This is a genomic window from Jannaschia sp. 2305UL9-9 (assembly GCF_041403465.1).
Lineage (GTDB): Bacteria > Pseudomonadota > Alphaproteobacteria > Rhodobacterales > Rhodobacteraceae > Jannaschia.
This window is the reverse complement of the sequence record NZ_JBGEHM010000005.1, coordinates 51,948-68,897: the sequence shown is the minus strand read 5'-3', so window position 1 is coordinate 68,897 and position 16,950 is coordinate 51,948. Positions and strand designations below refer to the sequence as shown.

The 16,950-nt window shown below is 62.9% G+C and carries 21 protein-coding genes; all 21 read left to right on the top strand.

Annotation, left to right across the window (positions count from 1 at the left end):
- Positions 1 to 80: 80 nt before the first annotated feature.
- Positions 81 to 446, top strand: coding sequence for an NADH-quinone oxidoreductase subunit A (locus V6N07_RS16420; RefSeq protein ID WP_371157756.1), 366 nt, complete (start codon positions 81 to 83; stop codon positions 444 to 446).
- A gap of 465 nt (positions 447 to 911) precedes the next feature.
- A complete protein-coding gene (locus V6N07_RS16415; RefSeq protein WP_371157754.1) occupies positions 912 to 1,445 on the top strand; it encodes an NADH-quinone oxidoreductase subunit B family protein in 534 nt (177 codons plus the stop codon).
- Positions 1,442 to 2,047, top strand: coding sequence for an NADH-quinone oxidoreductase subunit C (locus V6N07_RS16410; protein ID WP_371157752.1), 606 nt, complete (start codon positions 1,442 to 1,444; stop codon positions 2,045 to 2,047). Before V6N07_RS16415 ends, V6N07_RS16410 begins: the two co-directional genes overlap by 4 nt.
- Positions 2,048 to 2,144: 97 nt before the next feature.
- Positions 2,145 to 3,374, top strand: coding sequence for an NADH-quinone oxidoreductase subunit D (locus tag V6N07_RS16405; protein ID WP_371157962.1), 1,230 nt, complete (start codon positions 2,145 to 2,147; stop codon positions 3,372 to 3,374).
- A 106-nt stretch (positions 3,375 to 3,480) separates the two neighbouring features.
- The gene (locus tag V6N07_RS16400) at positions 3,481 to 3,672 is read left to right on the top strand and encodes a hypothetical protein (RefSeq protein ID WP_371157750.1); all 192 of its coding nucleotides are present in this window, start codon (positions 3,481 to 3,483) and stop codon (positions 3,670 to 3,672) included.
- An 82-nt stretch (positions 3,673 to 3,754) separates the two neighbouring features.
- Entirely contained in the window at positions 3,755 to 5,098 is a 1,344-nt protein-coding gene (locus V6N07_RS16395) for an NADH-quinone oxidoreductase subunit E (RefSeq protein WP_371157748.1), read from the top strand.
- A 32-nt stretch (positions 5,099 to 5,130) separates the two neighbouring features.
- Positions 5,131 to 6,108, top strand: coding sequence for a hypothetical protein (locus tag V6N07_RS16390; protein WP_371157746.1), 978 nt, complete (start codon positions 5,131 to 5,133; stop codon positions 6,106 to 6,108).
- 59 nt (positions 6,109 to 6,167) lie between these two features.
- Positions 6,168 to 6,395: a DUF5337 family protein gene (locus V6N07_RS16385; RefSeq protein ID WP_371157745.1), complete on the top strand. Its 228-nt coding sequence runs from the start codon at positions 6,168 to 6,170 to the stop codon at positions 6,393 to 6,395.
- A gap of 5 nt (positions 6,396 to 6,400) precedes the next feature.
- Positions 6,401 to 7,693, top strand: a complete 1,293-nt coding sequence (gene nuoF, locus V6N07_RS16380) for an NADH-quinone oxidoreductase subunit NuoF (protein ID WP_371157743.1) — start codon at positions 6,401 to 6,403, stop codon at positions 7,691 to 7,693.
- Positions 7,690 to 8,193, top strand: a complete 504-nt coding sequence (locus V6N07_RS16375) for an MAPEG family protein (RefSeq protein WP_371157742.1) — start codon at positions 7,690 to 7,692, stop codon at positions 8,191 to 8,193. Before nuoF ends, V6N07_RS16375 begins: the two co-directional genes overlap by 4 nt.
- Positions 8,190 to 8,579 (top strand): DUF5333 family protein, encoded by a 390-nt coding sequence (locus V6N07_RS16370; RefSeq protein WP_371157740.1) that lies wholly within the window; start codon positions 8,190 to 8,192, stop codon positions 8,577 to 8,579. Before V6N07_RS16375 ends, V6N07_RS16370 begins: the two co-directional genes overlap by 4 nt.
- Positions 8,576 to 8,962, top strand: a complete 387-nt coding sequence (locus V6N07_RS16365; RefSeq protein ID WP_371157738.1) for a hypothetical protein — start codon at positions 8,576 to 8,578, stop codon at positions 8,960 to 8,962. The genes V6N07_RS16370 and V6N07_RS16365 overlap by 4 nt, the downstream gene beginning before the upstream one ends.
- Positions 8,963 to 9,055: 93 nt before the next feature.
- Positions 9,056 to 9,451 carry a DUF5333 domain-containing protein gene (locus tag V6N07_RS16360; RefSeq protein ID WP_371157736.1) on the top strand — a complete coding sequence of 132 codons (396 nt, stop codon included), beginning with the start codon at positions 9,056 to 9,058 and terminating at the stop codon, positions 9,449 to 9,451.
- A gap of 86 nt (positions 9,452 to 9,537) precedes the next feature.
- Entirely contained in the window at positions 9,538 to 11,556 is a 2,019-nt protein-coding gene (gene nuoG / locus V6N07_RS16355; RefSeq protein WP_371157734.1) for an NADH-quinone oxidoreductase subunit NuoG, read from the top strand.
- Positions 11,553 to 11,948 carry a hypothetical protein gene (locus tag V6N07_RS16350; RefSeq protein ID WP_371157732.1) on the top strand — a complete coding sequence of 132 codons (396 nt, stop codon included), beginning with the start codon at positions 11,553 to 11,555 and terminating at the stop codon, positions 11,946 to 11,948. The genes nuoG and V6N07_RS16350 overlap by 4 nt, the downstream gene beginning before the upstream one ends.
- Positions 11,949 to 11,957: 9 nt before the next feature.
- Positions 11,958 to 12,995: an NADH-quinone oxidoreductase subunit NuoH gene (nuoH, locus tag V6N07_RS16345; RefSeq protein ID WP_371157730.1), complete on the top strand. Its 1,038-nt coding sequence runs from the start codon at positions 11,958 to 11,960 to the stop codon at positions 12,993 to 12,995.
- Between the two features lies 1 nt (position 12,996).
- Positions 12,997 to 13,491: an NADH-quinone oxidoreductase subunit NuoI gene (nuoI, locus tag V6N07_RS16340; RefSeq protein ID WP_371157728.1), complete on the top strand. Its 495-nt coding sequence runs from the start codon at positions 12,997 to 12,999 to the stop codon at positions 13,489 to 13,491.
- Complete coding sequence (locus V6N07_RS16335) at positions 13,488 to 13,883, top strand: carboxymuconolactone decarboxylase family protein (protein WP_371157726.1); 396 nt, start codon at positions 13,488 to 13,490, stop codon at positions 13,881 to 13,883. The genes nuoI and V6N07_RS16335 overlap by 4 nt, the downstream gene beginning before the upstream one ends.
- Entirely contained in the window at positions 13,880 to 14,494 is a 615-nt protein-coding gene (locus tag V6N07_RS16330; RefSeq protein WP_371157724.1) for an NADH-quinone oxidoreductase subunit J, read from the top strand. The genes V6N07_RS16335 and V6N07_RS16330 overlap by 4 nt, the downstream gene beginning before the upstream one ends.
- Positions 14,495 to 14,559: 65 nt before the next feature.
- A complete protein-coding gene (gene nuoK / locus V6N07_RS16325; protein WP_092780793.1) occupies positions 14,560 to 14,865 on the top strand; it encodes an NADH-quinone oxidoreductase subunit NuoK in 306 nt (101 codons plus the stop codon).
- Positions 14,866 to 14,870: 5 nt separating this feature from the next.
- Complete coding sequence (nuoL, locus tag V6N07_RS16320) at positions 14,871 to 16,949, top strand: NADH-quinone oxidoreductase subunit L (protein ID WP_371157722.1); 2,079 nt, start codon at positions 14,871 to 14,873, stop codon at positions 16,947 to 16,949.
- Position 16,950 lies beyond the last annotated feature (1 nt).

Genomic DNA, 16,950 nt, shown 5'->3' with positions numbered 1-16,950 from the left:
CCTGCCTATTCGCCCCGCCGTTGACGGCCCCGGCCTGTCCGCCTAGACCGGGTCAAAATCGACCCAATCGGAGCGCCGACATGTCTGAGATGCTGATTGAATACCTGCCGATCCTCATCTTCCTCGGTGTCGCAATAGGGCTCGGGCTCGTCCTGATCCTTGCTGCGGCGGTTGTCGCCGTGCGCGCGCCCGATCCGGAGAAGGTGTCGGCCTACGAATGCGGCTTCAATGCCTTCGATGATGCGCGCATGAAGTTCGACGTGCGATTCTACCTCGTCGCAATCCTGTTCATCATCTTCGACCTCGAGATTGCCTTTCTGTTTCCATGGGCCGTGTCCTTCGCCGGTCTGACCGATGCGGCCTTCTGGTCGATGATAGCCTTCTTGGGCGTTCTGACGGTCGGTTTCGCCTATGAGTGGAAGAAGGGTGCGCTCGAGTGGGAATGATCTCCGGCGCGCAGTGATCGACGTCGAAGCGGGGGATTTTGCATCCCCCGCACCCCCGGCAGAGTATTTCATCCAGGAAGAAGACGCCGGTAACCTGATGTTAAGGTTAATGGGGTCATCCTGCAGTTGCGGTACAGGCTGGAGAGCCGATGACCGCCCAGGGAGAAGCACCGCTTCCCCAGCTCGGGATATGGTTGGCATGACCTCCAGAGGCCCGAGCGCCCCCTTCTTCTTTCTGGCATAAATACTCCCGCCGGAGGCCCCGGTCCGTCGTCGGGCGCAGGTTTCTGCGGTGGCGTGGCCGCAGCAATCAGTCGCAGCTCGGCCCCGTGATCAGCCGCAGGATAAGACTATGTTCAATCTGCGGGCGCGTTGACCCTACCCGGGTCGCAGGATACACCGCTGGACGATACTGCGGACCGGGGCAGGCCCCCTACCGCCAGACACACGAGACGGAGCGATGCCATGGGCGTGCAGACCGGACTGAACACCGCAGGCGGCGACAAGGAACACGCCACGCAGCTCCTGAACCGGGAGTTGCAGGACAAGGGTTTCCTGCTGACCTCGACCGAGGACATCATCAACTGGGCGCGCACGGGATCGCTGCACTGGATGACGTTCGGTCTGGCGTGCTGCGCCGTCGAAATGATGCACACCGCCATGCCGCGTTACGACATGGAGCGGTTCGGCACTGCGCCGCGGGCCTCACCGCGTCAATCGGACCTGATGATCGTGGCCGGGACGCTGACCAACAAGATGGCCCCCGCCCTTCGAAAGGTCTATGACCAGATGCCGGAGCCGCGCTATGTCTTGTCCATGGGCAGCTGTGCCAATGGTGGCGGGTATTACCACTACAGCTATTCGGTCGTTCGCGGCTGCGACCGGATCGTTCCGGTCGACCTGTATGTGCCGGGATGCCCGCCGACGGCCGAGGCGCTGCTGTATGGTCTGCTGCAATTGCAGCGCAAGATTCGCCGCACGGGGACGATCACACGATGACCGAACAGCTTCAGGAACTGGCCGCCCATATCGAGTTGCGGCAACCGGACCTTGTGGCCGGCACGGCGATCACGCTGGACGAGCTTACGATCGAGGCGATGTCCTCGGACCTTCCGGCCCTCGTCGAATTCCTCAATACCGACGAGCAATGCCGCTTTGCATCGCTCGTGGATATCACGGCCATCGACTATCCGGGGGATGAGCGGCGGTTCTGCGTCGTCTACCACTTCCTGTCGATGTATCGGAATCAGCGGATCCGGGTGAAGACCTTTGTCCGCGAGGAGGAGATCGTTCCCTCCATTATCGACATTCACCCCTCGGCCAACTGGTTCGAGCGGGAGGTGTTCGACATGTTCGGAATCCTGTTCTCGGGCCATCCCGACTTGCGCCGCATCCTGACGGATTACGGTTTCCGCGGTTATCCACTGCGCAAGGATTTCCCGACGACGGGTTATACCGAGGTGCGGTATGACGAGGTGCAGAAGCGTGTCGTCTACGAGCCTGTCGCCCTGACGCAGGAGTATCGCCAGTTCGACTTCATGTCCCCATGGGAGGGTGCGGAATACGTGCTGCCCGGAGACGAGAAGGGGGACGGGAAATGATCACCGCATCGAGCGACCTCCGGCGCACCTTTACAGGTGCCTACTATGTCGCGCCGAACGTCCGGCGTGCGCCCCAATTGCAGGACTCGAAAGCATGATGGACGGCGACCTGAACCCCCGTGGATTCGAAGACGCCCTGACCGGCGAGCAGAAGATCCGCAACTTCAACATCAACTTCGGGCCACAGCACCCGGCGGCGCACGGCGTTCTGCGCCTTGTGCTGGAGCTGGACGGCGAGATCGTGGAGCGGTGCGATCCGCATATCGGTCTGCTGCACCGTGGCACCGAAAAGCTGATGGAATCGCGGACGTATCTGCAGAACCTGCCTTATCTGGACCGGCTCGATTACGTCGCGCCGATGAACCAGGAACACGCCTGGTGCCTCGCCATCGAACGGCTGACGGGCACCGAGGTGCCGCGTCGTGCACAACTGATCCGCGTCCTGTTCTGCGAAATCGGGCGCATCCTGTCGCACATCCTGAACGTCACGACCCAAGCCATGGACGTCGGCGCCCTGACCCCGCCGCTGTGGGGGTTCGAGGAGCGTGAGAAGCTCATGGTCTTCTACGAGAGGGCCTGCGGCGCACGCCTGCACGCGGCCTACTTCCGGCCCGGTGGTGTGCATCAGGATCTGACGCCTGATCTGATCGACGACATCGATACATGGTGCGACGAATTCCCGCGCGTGCTGGCCGATATCGACGGTCTGTTGACCGAAAACCGGATCTTCAAGCAGCGGAACGTGGATATCGCCATCGTCTCCGAGCAGGAGGTCATGGATTGGGGGTTCTCGGGCGTGATGGCGCGCGGGTCGGGTTTGGCATGGGATTTGCGCCGTGCGCAGCCCTATGAATGCTACGACGAGTTCGACTTCCTGATCCCGACCGGCAACAACGGCGACTGCTACGATCGCTATCTCGTCCGGATGGAAGAAATGCGTCAGTCGCTGCGGATCATGAAGCAGGCCATCGAAAAGCTGCGCGCGCCCGAAGGGCAGGGTGACATCCTTGCCCGTGGCAAGATGACGCCCCCCAAGCGCGGGGAGATGAAGACCTCGATGGAGAGCCTGATCCATCACTTCAAGCTCTATACCGAAGGGTTCCACGTTCCCGCCGGCGAGGTTTATGCAGCCGTCGAGGCGCCCAAGGGTGAGTTCGGCGTCTACATGGTGTCGGACGGGTCCAACAAACCCTATCGTGCCAAGCTGCGTGCGCCGGGATACCTGCACCTGCAGGCGATGGACCACATTGCCAAGGGGCACCAGTTGGCCGACGTTGCCGCGATCATCGGCACGTTGGACGTGGTGTTCGGTGAAATCGACCGTTGACCCGGTATTGCGAGGCTGCCGCAGCCTCGCGCTGGCATCCCGGATTGCCGGATCGTGCCGCGTTTCGAAACGCAAGTGAGGGGGTCGCGCCGGGCCGGGGAACAGCATGGCCATCGCGCTGAGCTGGTTTCTTCTAATCGGAACCCCCGTCTTTGCTGTCCTGTTCCTGACCTGTTTTCTGGTCAACATGGGGCAGTGGGGGGCCGAAACGGCATTCACGCGCTTTTGCCAGAAGGCCCAGTTGCCCGCCTTCGGCCTGTGCCTGATCTGCGCGGTTCTGACACTGCGCTATTTCTGAGGGGGCCATGAGGCCGCCGACCTTGTATCTGGTCCGCTCCGTTCGTTAGAGAGGGCACGACCCAAAGCTCCGCGAGGATGACATGCTCCGCCGCCTCCACAAAGAACAGCCCGCAAGTTTCGCCTTCACCCCTGCCAACCAGCAGTGGGCCGAAGCGCAGATCACCAAGTATCCCGAAGGGCGTCAGGCCTCCGCGATCATTCCTCTGCTCTGGCGTGCGCAAGAGCAGGAAGGCTGGCTGACACGCCCGGCCATCGAACATGTGGCCGAGATGCTGGGCCTTGCCTACATCCGCGCGTTGGAGGTTGCGACCTTCTACTTCATGTTCCAACTGCAGCCCGTGGGCAGCGTCGCGCACATCCAGATCTGCGGCACGACGTCCTGCATGATTTGCGGGGCCGAGGATCTGGTCGCCGTCTGCCGCGACAAGATCGCCAAGAGCGCGCATGAGATCAGTGCCGATGGCAAGCTGTCCTGGGAAGAGGTCGAATGCCTCGGCGCCTGTTCCAACGCGCCGATGGCCCAGATCGGCAAGGATTACTACGAAGACCTGACCGTCGACCGGTTCAGCGAGATGCTGGATCAATTCCGTGCAGGCGAGGTGCCGGTTCCCGGCCCGCAGAACGGGCGCTTCACGTCCGAACCCCTCGGTGGGGCAACGGCCTTGACCGATACGGCGGACAGCGGCGACCACGCCCAGAACGCGTCCGTGACCCTCGCGACGAGCATCCGGGATACGATCAAGCGGATCGACGGAACTGAGGTGCCGCTTCGCACGCCGTGGCAGCAGGCCGAACAGGCCGACGAAGATCCCGAGGTCGCGGCGCGCGATCCGATGATGCCCCCCGCAGGCCCGGACGGCAAGCAGGCCGGACGCGTGCGCGATCAGGAAGATGCGCCGCGTGATCGCGGGGACGCCAGCGACGGTGTCGCAAACGTTCGCGGCAGCGATGCGACCGCCAAGGGCAAGCCCGACGAAGGGTCCGTCGTCGATGACCCCGAAGGCACTCCGGCCAAGGGCATCGGCGCAGGCGCGGTATCGGGTGGCGATACGGCCCCGGTAGCCGAATCATCCGATGCGACAGCGGCAAGCACAACCACGACGGCCGCCCCGGCGTCTGCCTCCACGGTGGATGTCGGCACGAAACCAGCTGGTCTGGACGCCCCGCGCGAGGGGGGTGCCGACGATCTGAAGGCGATCCGGGGAATCGGTCCGAAGTTGGAGAAGCTTTGCAATTCCATGGGGTTCTACCACTTCGAACAGATCGCCAACTGGACCGACACCGAAATCGCCTGGGTCGATTCGAACCTCGAAGGCTTCAAAGGGCGCGTGACGCGTGACGAATGGGTCAAACAGGCTAAGGTGTTGTCAGATGGGGGTGAGACGGCGTTCTCTTCACGTGTGAAGAAGGGGGACGTCTATTGATGACAACGCCCCGCTGACTTTGGGGAGTTGACATGATGGACAACAAGTTCCGACCTATCGGACCGCTGGAAAGCGCCGCAATGTATTGGGGCGTTGCCGCGCTGACGGCGGTGGCGGCCTTTGCGATGCTACTGCTGCTTGCGGATTGGAGTCTGCTCCAGGCAATTTTCGGCGCAGGCGTCGTTTTCATCGTCGTCGGCCTCGTTCTGATGCTGACCGTCGGGCGTGCGGTTCCCCCGGAGCCGAGGGGGCATGCAACGCTCGACACGCCCACTGCGCCCGGGACGGGGGTCGACCGCGATCGTCTGGTGCCGCGCGACGTCAACGCGCCGTCGCCACACAGGACGACGATCGACGATCTGGCCGTTTCCGATACCGAATCCGGGACGCGGTTCGATGGTGCGAACGCCCGGCGCGCTTCCGTCGGCTTGGCAGATCCGACGGAGAGGCCCGCTACCGCACCAACCTCCGTGGAAGGTATCGACGACAGTTCCGTGGCCGGAGGCACCGAGACAGGGCCGGATGAGATGCCGGTCGCGCCTGCGCCATATGCGCCCCCGTCCGAGCCCGCCGCGGCGGATCCGGTGACCGCGACGGCCACCCCGGCGGAGCCTGTGATCACGCCGCAGTCACCGTCCGAGGAACCGGTTCCGGTCGGCGAGCCGGCCGGGGACCTTGCGCCAACCCCTGAACCGACGCTGTCGGAGGCCGCTGAACCTGTTCCGGACAAGCCGAAAACCCTCGATGCGCCGCGCGACGGCGGGGCAGATGACCTCAAGCGCATCAAGGGCATCGGCCCGAAGCTGGAACAATTGTGCAATCGCCTCGGGTTCTGGCACTTCGATCAGATCGCCAACTGGACCGACGCCGAGGTCGCGTGGGTCGACCAGAACCTCGAAGGTTTCAAGGGCCGCGTCACTCGCGACACATGGGTCGCGCAAGCCCGGCAGCTTGCGGCCGGAGAGGAGACGGACTTCTCCAAAAGGGTGGACAAGGGCGGCGTCTATTGATCGCAGCTTGCCGCGCTGCGACTTGACGGCGCCATGCCCGCGCTGTTGAAGGGGCCGCAATGACCGAGCCCACTGATCGCAACCGGCAGATCGCCAAGACGCAACGCACCATCGCGCTTGTGATTCTTGGCACGTTTGCGATCTGGATTCCCTTTCAGGGTCTCGGTGCCTGGCTTAATCTGCCGACACGGCTGATGGGGCTGCTTGATTTGGTCGCATTGGCAGCCCTCGGCTGGGCGCTGATCATGTTGCTGCGCGTTCGAAAGATGCGCCGCGAAGAGGAGTGAGAGAAATGCTGCAGGACCGTGACCGGATCTTTACGAATATCTACGGCATGGCGGACCGGTCCCTGAAGGGTGCGCAATCGCGCGGCCACTGGGACGGCACGAAGGACCTGATCGGCCTTGGCCGTGACAAGATCGTCGAGATCATGAAGGCATCCGGCCTGCGTGGTCGTGGCGGTGCGGGTTTCCCGACCGGCCTCAAATGGTCGTTCATGCCCAAGGAAAGCGACGGGCGTCCCGCCTACCTCGTGATCAATGCCGACGAGTCGGAGCCGGGCACCTGCAAGGACCGGGAGATCATGCGCCATGATCCCCACACCCTGATCGAAGGGGCGCTGATCGCATCCTTCGCGATGGGCGCCCATGCCTGCTACATCTACATTCGCGGCGAATATATCCGTGAGAAAGAGGCCCTGCAGAACGCCATCGACGAGGCCTATGATGCGGGCCTGATCGGCAAGAATGCCTGTGGCTCCGGCTGGGATTTCGACCTGTATCTTCACCACGGTGCGGGCGCTTACATCTGCGGCGAGGAAACCGCCCTTCTGGAAAGCCTCGAAGGCCGCAAGGGCATGCCCCGGATGAAGCCGCCGTTTCCGGCGGGCGCGGGCCTTTACGGGTGCCCGACGACGGTGAACAACGTCGAATCCATCGCGGTCGTCCCGACGATCCTGCGGCGCGGGGCCGAATGGTTCGCGGGTTTCGGACGCCCGAACAACGCGGGCACCAAGCTGTTCGCCATTTCGGGGCACGTCAACAAGCCCTGCGTCGTCGAAGAGGCCATGAGCATTTCGTTCGAAGAGCTGATCGAAAAGCACTGCGGCGGCATCCGTGGCGGCTGGGACAACCTAAAGGCCGTGATCCCCGGCGGGTCGTCGGTGCCGATGATCCCGGGCAAGGACATGCGCGACGCGATCATGGATTTCGATTATCTGCGCGAACAGAAATCGGGCCTGGGAACGGCTGCGGTGATCGTGATGGACAACTCCACGGACATCATCAAGGCGATCTGGCGGCTGTCGGCCTTCTACAAGCACGAATCCTGCGGCCAGTGCACGCCGTGCCGCGAAGGCACCGGCTGGATGATGCGCGTCATGGACCGCTTGGTGAAGGGTGAGGCAGAGGTCGAGGAGATCGACATGCTGCTCGACGTGACCAAACAGGTCGAAGGGCACACCATCTGCGCGCTTGGCGATGCGGCGGCTTGGCCGATCCAGGGCTTGATCCGCCACTTCCGGGACGAGATCGAGGACCGCATCAAGCACAAGCGTCGTCCGGTTTCGGCGGTTGCCGCCGAATGACGACCCGGTTTGCGATGGCCGTGGGTTTGACGACGTTGCCGGGCGCAGCGTTGGCACAATCCACGGCTGCAATCGTCGAGGGGCAAGGCATCGTGTCCGTTGCGGACTATGGTCATGCGCTGGCGGCGATGTCGGGCTGGGCGATTCTGATGCTTGTGCTCTTGTTCGCATCCGCTGCGGGCAAGGCGCGGGAACGGACCGCGTCGGGCCATCCGGTCCGCGACTATTCCGACCCTGCCTATCGTCGAAGCCGGGCGTTCCTGAACGCAATCGAGATCACGGGGCCGTTCGTTGCCGCGACCCTCGTCTGCATCCTCGTCGGGGCATCGCCGGCGTGGACCAATGCGCTGGCATCCGTCTTTCTGGTGTCCCGCATCGCGATGGCAGCGGTCCATATCGGGACGGAAGTGCAATGGCTTCGGTCGCTGTTCTGGGGCATCGGCCTGCTGTGCGTCATCGGATTGGCCATCATCGGCCTGATCGGGGCCTTCGCGGCATGAGGCTGTTGGCTGGCCTCTTCCTGATCGCGACGCCTGCCGTTTCACAGGGCGTTCCCGCGCCCGAGTATTTCGTTGCGACTGCGATGCAGACGTCGACCGCTCAGATTCTTGCGGTCAATTGCGCCACCCTGTCGATTGATCCGGGCGCGATGGCGCTGTTGACGGACAGGACGCTGCGCCAGTTGAGCGAAGACGGGTTCTCGCCTGAAACGCTGGCCGAACAGATGGAAGACCCGTCCGAGGCTATTGCGGTTCTGCAGGACGCGTTCGTTGCGCGTCACGATCTGGCCGAAGACGTGGACGAGGCGAAGATCTGCGCCGCAGGCAGGTCGGAAATTTCCGAGGCGACCCCGATCGGGGCCCTCTTGCTGGAGGTCGAGGGATGACGGCACGGGGAATCATCATGCTGACCGCCGTTGCGGGGCTTGTTGCGGGCTGCGGCTTTTCGGGCATCGGTTCGGGGGACAGCGGGCTGTTCGGCCCGAGCGGCGTCCGCGGATCGTCCGAGCAGGTTCGCGGCATCCGGTTCCGATCCCGTCTGTCCGTCACGTCCGAAGACGATCGCAGCTTTGCGGTATCCACCGCCGGGGCCGGTCGCGGTATTTCCGGCGCCATCGAAGCGGGTCGGGTCGAGGCGGTGCGCTACTGCCTGAACCGCTTTGGCGGGTCCGAGATCAGCTGGACATACGGCCCGGAGCAGGACGCGGAGACGATCCGGCTTGATGACCGGGGCGCCCTTGTCATGACGGGGCAGTGCATCGCCCGGTGATGTCCGCCGTCGTTGCCTGACGGGGCGGCGATATTGAATGACAGGCGCGGCGGACCGATATCTCCATCAGTATTTGTTGGAGACCCGTGCCATATGTCCGTTGTCCGCGCCCTTGCCGCCGCCCTTGCGATGTCTGCGACCCCCGCCCTTGCCGGGCTGGAGGACGAGCCGAGTATCACCGAAGGTCTGATCACGGTCGGAATCGCCTATGAAATCGCGGATGTCTGTCCGTCCATCGACGGACGGATGTTGCGGGGGCTGCAGTATCTGCTGGCCCTGAAGTCCGCGGCGGGCGATCTCGGCTACACCGATGCCGAGGTCGAGGCCTTCATCGATGACGATCGGGCGAAAGACCGGTTGGAGGCCGTGGCGCGCAATCGTCTGGCGGCGAAAGGTGCCGGATCGGGGGATGTCGAGGCGCATTGTCGCGTCGGACGTTCCGAAATCGACAGCGACAGTCAGATCGGGCGCCTTTTGGCGGTGGATTAACGCCGCCTGCGTCGTTCGGGTTCTGGTCATGGGCGCGCGGCGGGGTTAAACCCGGTGAAAACGCCTCAGACCCGGAGCGACCCGCCATGAGCGACCTGAAGAAAATCATCATCGACGATCGTGAAATCGAGGTTCCGGGTGCGATGACCCTGATCCAGGCCTGCGAAGAGGCCGGAATCGAGATTCCCCGTTTCTGCTATCACGAACGTCTGACAATCGCCGGCAACTGCCGCATGTGCCTGGTCGAGGTCGTCGGCGGGCCGCCGAAGCCTGCCGCAAGCTGCGCGATGCAGGTCAAGGATCTGCGCCCCGGCAAGGATGGACAGCCGCCTGCGGTCAAGACCAACTCGCCCATGGTCAAGAAGGCCCGCGAGGGCGTGATGGAGTTCCTGCTGATCAACCACCCGCTGGATTGCCCGATCTGCGATCAGGGTGGCGAATGCGACCTGCAGGATCAGGCGATGGCCTATGGCGTCGATTTCTCCCGCTTCCGCGAACCCAAGCGCGCCGCCGTCGATCTGGACCTTGGTCCGCTGGTCGAAACCCATATGACCCGTTGTATCAGCTGCACACGCTGCGTGCGCTTCACGACCGAGGTCGCCGGCATCACGCAGATGGGCCAGACGGGCCGCGGCGAGGACAGCGAAATCACCTCCTACCTCGGTGAGACGCTGAAATCGAACATGCAGGGCAATATCATCGACCTGTGTCCGGTCGGCGCGCTGGTTTCCAAGCCCTATGCGTTCACCGCCCGCCCGTGGGAGTTGACGAAGACCGAGACCGTGGACGTCATGGATGCGCTCGGTGCATCCATCCGCGTCGATACCAAGGGCCGCGAAGTGATGCGCATCCTGCCGCGCAACCACGATGGCACCAACGAGGAGTGGATCAGCGACAAGACACGCTTCGTCTGGGATGGTCTGCGCCGTCAACGTCTCGACCGTCCCTATATCCGCGTCGACGGAAAGCTGAAGCCTGCCACCTGGCCAGAAGCGCTGTCCGCGGCGGCCGAGGCCATGAAGGGCAAGTCCGTCGCCGGCCTTGTCGGCGATCTGGCCCCGACCGAAGCGGCCTTTGCCCTGCGGTCACTGATGGATGCCCTGGGTGGCGTGACCGAATGCCGGACGGACGGGGCAAAACTGCCCGCTGGTGATCGGGCCGGATACGTCGGTACGGCGGCTGTCGAGGATCTCGATGAGGCCGAGATGATCCTGCTGGTTGGCACCAACCCGCGCGAGGAGGCCCCGGTCCTGAATGCGCGCATCCGCAAGGCGTGGCTGCGTGGCGCCACCGTTGCCCGGATTGGCGCCGATGAGGATCTGACCTACGACGTTGATCACCTGGGCACCGGGCGCGATGCCCTGTCCAAGCTGGTCACCGGGGATCAGGGCGATCTGGCCGACAAGAAGAGCGTGATCATCGTGGGGCAGGGCGCCCTGATCGGTGATGACGGCGCGGATGTCCTGTCCGTCGTACGCGCCCTTGGGCAATCGACGAACTCTGACATCCTCGTGTTGCACACGGCGGCCGGTCGTGTCGGTGCAATGGATGTGGGCGCGACCTGCGAGGGGGGGATCGACGCCGCACTTGGTGCCGAGGTCGTCTATAACCTCGGGGCCGACGAGGTCGAGATTCCCGCCGGTCCCTTCGTGATCTATCAGGGGTCCCACGGGGATCGGGGCGCGCATCGTGCCGACGTGATCCTGCCCGGTGCGGCCTGGACCGAGGAGCAGGGGCTTTTCGTCAACACCGAAGGTCGCCCGCAACTCGCGCTCCGTGCCAGTTTTGCACCGGGTGAGGCGAAGGAGAACTGGGCGATCCTGCGGGCCCTGTCGGCCGAAGCGGGATGCCAGTTGCCCTTCGACAGCCTGTCGCAGCTGCGCCGCGCCATGATCGATCTGGCCCCGGAACTGGCCGAAATCGATGCCGTGCCGTTCAATGCCGCGAACCCCCTGCCGCCGACGCCGACCCTGAACGGTGGCGATTTCGACAGCGTGGTGCGCAGCTTCTACCTGACCAACCCGATTGCCCGCGCATCGGAGTTGATGGGAGAGCTTGCCGCCCTTGCCAAATCGCGTGACACGCAGCCCATCGCAGCAGAGTGACGGGTTTGCAGAACGTCGGCCTTGCCCTGAGCCTCGCACTTGCGGGGTGTCAGGCGGCCGATGTCCCCCGCGTCGATGTGTTCCGCCCCGATTACCGCGGGGTGGAGACACGTCTTCTGGAAGGGGATCTGGTAAATTTCATCGTGACCATGGCTGGGGCCCGTGACGATGAGGACGTGGACACCTATGCACGATGTGCTGCGGCGCAGTATGCGCTGATCCGAGGGTTCGGTTTTGCGCGACATGTGCGGACAACCGTGCAGGAAGAGGGTGGCCTTTGGCGCGCGGATGCGGTTTACACCGTTTCGCCGGACCTCCCCCGGGGGGTTAGAACGATCGATGCGGAAGTGGTGGTCGACAACTGCCATGACCAAGGCATCCCGACCGTATGAGGACAGACTATGGGTGAGTTTCTACTTACACCGGCGGGCATCGGCCTGACGATTCTTGCGCAATGCCTGGCGGTGCTGGGCTTCGTGATGATCTCGCTGCTGTTTCTCGTCTACGGCGACCGCAAGATCTGGGCTGCCGTGCAGATGCGTCGCGGCCCGAACGTGGTCGGGGTTTTCGGTCTCTTGCAGACCGTTGCCGATGCCCTGAAGTACGTCGTCAAGGAAATCGTCATTCCCGCCGGCGCGGATCGCACGGTCTTCATGCTCGCGCCAATGGCATCCTTCGTGCTTGCCGTGCTGGCTTGGTCGGTCATCCCGTTCAGCGACAGCTGGGTTCTGTCGGACATCAACGTCGCGATCCTGTTCGTCTTCGCCGTCTCCTCGCTGGAGGTCTACGGCGTGATCATGGGTGGCTGGGCGTCGAACTCGAAATACCCGTTCCTCGGTTCCCTCCGGTCCGCCGCGCAGATGATCTCCTACGAGGTGTCGCTTGGCCTGATCATCATCGGCGTCGTCCTGTCGACCGGATCGCTCAATTTCGGTGACATCGTGCGGGCACAGGACACGGGCTTCGGTTTCTTCGGCTGGTACTGGCTGCCGCATCTGCCGATGGTCTTCCTGTTCTTCATCTCCGCGCTGGCCGAAACGAACCGCCCGCCCTTCGACTTGCCCGAGGCTGAATCGGAACTCGTCGCGGGCTATCAGGTCGAATATTCGTCGACGCCGTTCCTGCTGTTCATGGCGGGGGAATACATCGCCATCTTCCTGATGTGCGCGTTGATCTCGCTGCTGTTCTTCGGTGGCTGGCTGTCCCCGATCCCGTTCATTCCCGACAGCCCGCTGTGGATGGTCGCCAAGATGGCGTTCTTCTTCTTCCTCTTCGCAATGGTTAAGGCCATCGTGCCCCGCTATCGCTATGACCAGTTGATGCGACTCGGCTGGAAGGTGTTCCTGCCATTCTCGCTGGCTTGGGTCGTGCTGATCGCGTTCCTTGCAAAATTCGAAATCCTCGGGTCATTCTGGGCCCGCTACGCGATGGGGGCTTGATATGACCCAGATCGACTGGAACCGGTCCGTGAAGTACGTGCTGCTTGCGGACATGTGGAACGGTATGAAGCTTGGGCTGAAGTACTTCTTCGCCCCGAAGGCCACGCTGAACTACCCGCACGAGAAAGGGCCGCAAAGCCCGCGTTTCCGCGGCGAACATGCGCTGCGCCGGTATCCCAACGGCGAGGAACGGTGCATCGCCTGCAAGCTGTGCGAAGCGGTCTGCCCCGCTCAGGCGATCACCATCGACGCCGAGCCGCGCCTCGACGGCAGTCGCCGGACGACCCGCTACGATATCGACATGACGAAGTGCATCTACTGCGGCTTCTGCCAGGAAGCCTGCCCGGTGGATGCGATCGTCGAGGGTCCGAACTTCGAATACGCCACCGAAACGCGCGAGGAGCTTTTCTACGACAAGGAAAAGCTGCTCGACAACGGAGAGCGTTGGGAAGCCGTGATCGCCAAGAACCTCGAACTGGATGCGCCCTACCGATGACCGATGCTGCGAACCCCTTCGCGGCGTGGATGTCGCAGATGCAGGACATGGCCAAGGCCATGAACCCTGCGCTTGAAAGCTTCACGCCGACCGGGTTCGAGAAGCTCTGGCCGACGATGCCGCCCGAAGTGGTGGAGCAGTTCATGGGCAAGGGTGTCAGCCCCGAGGGGCTGGACGCGAAGACCAAGATGCTGCTGACCCTTGCGGGCCTGACCGTGCTCGGTGCACAGGCAGAGGCGCAGATCCGCATGACCGTCCGGCAGGCGACGGCCCAGGGCGCCACAAAGCAGGAGATCGCCGAAACCATCGGCCTGATGGGGCTGTTCGGCGGTCTGCCTGCGATGAACAAGGCCATGGAACTGGCCAACGACGTGCTGAAGGAAACCGAATGACCGTTCTCGACTTCGCTTTCTACCTGTTCGCGATCACCACGGTCGCCGGGGGATTGCTGACCGTGGTCAGCCGCAACCCCGTCCATTCGGTCCTGTGGCTGATCCTGACGTTCCTTTCGACGGCGGGGCTGTTCGTTCTGATCGGAGCGGAGTTCGTCGCGATGCTGCTGATCATCGTCTATGTCGGTGCGGTCGCGGTTCTGTTCCTGTTCGTGGTGATGATGCTGGATATCGATTTCGCCGAACTCAAGGCCGAGATGGCGAAATACGTGCCGCTTGCCGGATTGATCGGCATCGTTCTGCTGATGCAGCTCGTGATCGCCTATGGCGTGTGGGACGTAGCCGAAGGCGTCGTGGTCGCGGATGGCCTGTCCAGCATTCCGATCCCGGCAGACCTGAATACGGCGGCGCTCGGGCTGGTGCTTTATGATCAGTATTTCCTGATGTTCCAGCTGTCGGGATTGATCCTGCTGGTTGCCATGATCGGGGCCATCGCCCTGACCCTGCGCCACCGCCGCGATGTCAAACGCCAGAATGTGCTGCACCAGATGTGGCGCGATCCGGCCAAGGCCATGAACGTGACCGACGTGAAGCCCGGCCAGGGCCTCTGAACGAAATTCGCGCTGCGGCGCGGGGGAACGACCAAGGGGCCGGCAGACGCCCCGGAGGGACGATGATGATCGGACTAGAACACTACCTTACTGTCGCGGCGGCCTTGTTCGTCATCGGCATTTTCGGGATTTTCCTGAATCGCAAGAACGTCATCATCATTCTGATGTCGATCGAACTGATGCTTCTTGCGGTGAACATCAACTTCGTCGCCTTCTCCGGCTTTCTCGGGGATCTGACGGGGCAGGTCTTCACTCTGTTCGTTCTGACCGTCGCCGCCGCCGAGGCCGCGATCGGCCTTGCCATTCTGGTCTGCTTCTTCCGCAACCGGGGCACCATCGACGTCGAAGACGTCAACGTGATGAAGGGCTGACGGCCATGGAAACGATCATTCTCTTTGCCCCGCTCGTCGGCGCGATCATCTGTGGCTTCGGCTGGAAATTCATCGGCGAGAAGGCCGCCATGGTCACGGCGACGGGCCTGCTGTTCCTGTCCGCCCTGCTGTCATGGCTGGTGTTCCTGATCCATGATGGTCAGACCGAGATCATCACACTGTTTTCCTGGATCGAGAGCGGCAGCCTCGTCACCGACTGGGCCATTCGCCTTGACCGTTTGACGGCGACGATGCTGATCGTCGTGACCACCGTGTCCGCGCTCGTGCATCTCTATTCCTTCGGCTATATGGATCACGATCCGCAGTGGAAAGAAGGCGAGATCTACAAGCCGCGCTTCTTCGCCTACCTGTCGTTCTTCACCTTCGCGATGCTGATGCTGGTGACGGCCGACAATCTGTTGCAGCTGTTTTTCGGTTGGGAAGGCGTGGGCGTTGCCTCCTACCTCCTGATCGGGTTCTACTGGCGCAAACCGTCCGCCGGTGCGGCTGCAATGAAGGCGTTCATCGCCAACCGCGTGGGCGACTTCGGCTTCCTGCTGGGGATCTTCGCGATCTTCCTGCTGACCGACAGCATCGCCTTCTCGACCATCTTCGCCGCAACGCCCGAAATCGCCGAAACGACGATTCGGTTCCTCTGGACCGATTGGAACGCCGCTGAACTGGTCGCCTTCCTTCTGTTCATCGGCGCCATGGGTAAATCGGCGCAGCTGGGCCTGCACGTCTGGCTGCCGGACGCGATGGAGGGACCGACCCCGGTGTCCGCCCTTATCCACGCGGCCACGATGGTCACGGCGGGTGTCTTCCTTGTCTGCCGCATGTCGCCGATCATGGAATTCGCGCCGAACGCCATGGGGTTTGTCGTCGTAATCGGTGCCGCGTCCGCCTTCGTCGCGGCGACGATCGGACTGGTGCAGACCGACATCAAGCGCGTGATTGCCTATTCCACCATGTCGCAGCTGGGGTACATGTTCGTGGCCGCAGGCCTTGGTGCCTATTCGGTCGCGATGTTCCACCTGCTGACGCATGCCTTCTTCAAGGCGATGCTGTTCCTTGGGGCAGGATCCGTGATCCATGCGATGCATCATGAGCAGGACATGCGGAACTATGGCGGGCTCAAGGACAAGATCCCCTATACCTTCTGGGCGATGATGATCGGCACGCTGGCCATCACCGGCGTCGGCATCCCGCTTCTCTACATCGGTTTCCCGGTCGGCTTCGCAGGCTTCGTGTCCAAGGACGCAATCATCGAGGTGGCCTATGTCGGCTCGACGGGCGCGTTCTGGGTGCTTGTTGCTGCCGCGCTCATGACCAGCTTCTATTCCTGGCGCCTGATGTTCCTGACGTTCTACGGAACGCCGCGCGGTGACAAGCACACCCATGACCACGCACACGAAAGCCCCGCGGTCATGACCATCCCCCTGGCCGTCCTGGCGGTTGGGTCGGTACTGGCCGGTATGGTCTTCTATGGCCCCTTCTTCGGCAGCCAGGACAAGGTCGACCATTTCTTCGGGATTACCGAAGACGCGCCGACCGATCACGCCGCCGTTGCGTTCGGTGCTGCTTTCGCCGCGACCGAGGGCGAGGAGGCGCACGATCGCCCGCACCAGACGCCGGGCGAAGGGGCGCTGTATTTCGGCGACGACAACCATGTCATCCACGAGGCGCACCTCGTGCCGACGTGGGTCAAGGTTTCGCCCTTCATCGCGATGCTGCTGGGCCTCGGCACGGCATGGCTCTTCTATATCCGCAGGCCGTCCTTGCCCGGACAATGGGCCACGACACTGGCGCCGCTCTACCGGTTCATCCTGAACAAGTGGTATTTCGACGAGATCTACGACGTGTTGTTCGTCCGGTCCGCGAAAACCCTGGGCAAATTCCTATGGAAGAAGGGTGACGGCACCGTAATCGACGGCGGCATCAACGGGCTTGCCATGGGGATCGTGCCTTTCGCCACCAAGTGGCTGAACAAGGCGCAATCCGGATACATCTTTACCTACGCCTTCGCGATGGTGATCGGGATCGTGATCCTGATTACCTGGACCACGATCGCGTCCGGCAACTGAG

What these genes read in the sequence shown, in the direction of transcription:
- V6N07_RS16330 (WP_371157724.1), top strand. Translation starts at nt 13,880, where the DNA reads ATGACCGTTCTCGACTTCGCTTTCTACCTGTTCGCGATCACCACGGTC.
- nuoI (WP_371157728.1), top strand. Translation starts at nt 12,997, where the DNA reads ATGACCCAGATCGACTGGAACCGGTCCGTGAAGTACGTGCTGCTTGCG.
- V6N07_RS16335 (WP_371157726.1), top strand. Translation starts at nt 13,488, where the DNA reads ATGACCGATGCTGCGAACCCCTTCGCGGCGTGGATGTCGCAGATGCAG.
- V6N07_RS16385 (WP_371157745.1), top strand. Translation starts at nt 6,168, where the DNA reads ATGACCGAGCCCACTGATCGCAACCGGCAGATCGCCAAGACGCAACGC.
- V6N07_RS16410 (WP_371157752.1), top strand. Translation starts at nt 1,442, where the DNA reads ATGACCGAACAGCTTCAGGAACTGGCCGCCCATATCGAGTTGCGGCAA.
- nuoK (WP_092780793.1), top strand. Translation starts at nt 14,560, where the DNA reads ATGATCGGACTAGAACACTACCTTACTGTCGCGGCGGCCTTGTTCGTC.
- V6N07_RS16415 (WP_371157754.1), top strand. Translation starts at nt 912, where the DNA reads ATGGGCGTGCAGACCGGACTGAACACCGCAGGCGGCGACAAGGAACAC.
- nuoL (WP_371157722.1), top strand. Translation starts at nt 14,871, where the DNA reads ATGGAAACGATCATTCTCTTTGCCCCGCTCGTCGGCGCGATCATCTGT.
- V6N07_RS16405 (WP_371157962.1), top strand. Translation starts at nt 2,145, where the DNA reads ATGGACGGCGACCTGAACCCCCGTGGATTCGAAGACGCCCTGACCGGC.
- nuoG (WP_371157734.1), top strand. Translation starts at nt 9,538, where the DNA reads ATGAGCGACCTGAAGAAAATCATCATCGACGATCGTGAAATCGAGGTT.
- nuoF (WP_371157743.1), top strand. Translation starts at nt 6,401, where the DNA reads ATGCTGCAGGACCGTGACCGGATCTTTACGAATATCTACGGCATGGCG.
- nuoH (WP_371157730.1), top strand. Translation starts at nt 11,958, where the DNA reads ATGGGTGAGTTTCTACTTACACCGGCGGGCATCGGCCTGACGATTCTT.
- V6N07_RS16390 (WP_371157746.1), top strand. Translation starts at nt 5,131, where the DNA reads ATGATGGACAACAAGTTCCGACCTATCGGACCGCTGGAAAGCGCCGCA.
- V6N07_RS16370 (WP_371157740.1), top strand. Translation starts at nt 8,190, where the DNA reads ATGAGGCTGTTGGCTGGCCTCTTCCTGATCGCGACGCCTGCCGTTTCA.
- V6N07_RS16360 (WP_371157736.1), top strand. Translation starts at nt 9,056, where the DNA reads ATGTCCGTTGTCCGCGCCCTTGCCGCCGCCCTTGCGATGTCTGCGACC.
- V6N07_RS16375 (WP_371157742.1), top strand. Translation starts at nt 7,690, where the DNA reads ATGACGACCCGGTTTGCGATGGCCGTGGGTTTGACGACGTTGCCGGGC.
- V6N07_RS16400 (WP_371157750.1), top strand. Translation starts at nt 3,481, where the DNA reads ATGGCCATCGCGCTGAGCTGGTTTCTTCTAATCGGAACCCCCGTCTTT.
- V6N07_RS16420 (WP_371157756.1), top strand. Translation starts at nt 81, where the DNA reads ATGTCTGAGATGCTGATTGAATACCTGCCGATCCTCATCTTCCTCGGT.
- V6N07_RS16365 (WP_371157738.1), top strand. Translation starts at nt 8,576, where the DNA reads ATGACGGCACGGGGAATCATCATGCTGACCGCCGTTGCGGGGCTTGTT.
- V6N07_RS16395 (WP_371157748.1), top strand. Translation starts at nt 3,755, where the DNA reads ATGCTCCGCCGCCTCCACAAAGAACAGCCCGCAAGTTTCGCCTTCACC.